Source organism: Sphaerospermopsis reniformis, assembly GCF_005402885.1.
GTDB lineage: Bacteria > Cyanobacteriota > Cyanobacteriia > Cyanobacteriales > Nostocaceae > Sphaerospermopsis > Sphaerospermopsis kisseleviana.
This window is the reverse complement of record NZ_BJCE01000511.1, coordinates 1-937: the sequence shown is the minus strand read 5'-3', so window position 1 is coordinate 937 and position 937 is coordinate 1. Positions and strand designations below refer to the sequence as shown.

General features: G+C 31.5%; 1 protein-coding gene. It reads left to right on the top strand.

What is annotated here, in order from left to right:
- The first annotated feature begins 264 nt into the window (after window positions 1-264).
- On the top strand, window positions 265-825 hold the full coding sequence (locus FFR48_RS28095) for a hypothetical protein (protein WP_137669598.1): 561 nt from the start codon (window positions 265-267) through the stop codon (window positions 823-825).
- Window positions 826-937 lie beyond the last annotated feature (112 nt).

The following is a 937-nucleotide window of genomic DNA, read 5'->3' as shown; positions in this document are numbered from 1 at the left end:
GCAATCTATAATCGTCAAAGATATACACCAATTAATTGATAATTGATAATTGATAATTGATAATTGATTGATATTTTTAATTATTAATTAATTAATTAATTAATTAATAATTAAAAAGGTGGGTAATCAAAAACCGAACTTTTCCAAAATCAAACTTCCGAAAATCTGAACTTCTGAAAAATCGAACTTCTAAAAATTCTGAACTCCTGACTCCTGACTCCTAAATGCTGTATAATAAAAAAGAAATGCTATAAAAATGAAACAATGACAACCAACTTACCCAACAATACAACTACTACCTTTCGTCTTTCTCCCCTGATTAGAATTACATTGTTAACATTATATATAGCGTTAACAGTTCCCCTACCATTTTTAGCAGAAGTCACCAAAGCACCCACACCACCAATATTATTACGGGTAGGAATTGTAATAGGTTTTGTGGTATTATATGCAGTATTAACCGAAAGAGTAACTGTAAATGATCAGGAAATAAAAGTTATTTACCCTGTCTGGGTCCCTTCCTTCTTTCGTAAAGGTTGGTCTCTATCTTGGTCCGATATTAAAAGTTTAAAACCCCGCAGCACAGGTCAAGGAGGTTTAGTTTATTATTTCCTCAGTCACGATGGAAAAGCATATTTATTACCTATGCGTGTTGCTGGTTTTAACCGTTTGGTGAATTTTGTCCAAGCAAAAACAGGTATTGATACTACCGATGTTCGTCCTTTATCTCAACCTTGGATGTATATGATTTTATTTCTTTGTACTATCTTATTATTATTAGTAGATGCTTGGACTATTAATACAGCTATTTTGGGTAATTGGTAATTGGTAATTGGTAATTGGTAATTGGTAATTGGTAATTGGTAATTGGTAATTGGTAATTGGTAATTGGTAATTGGTAATTGGTAATTGGTAATTGGTAATTGGTAATTGGTAA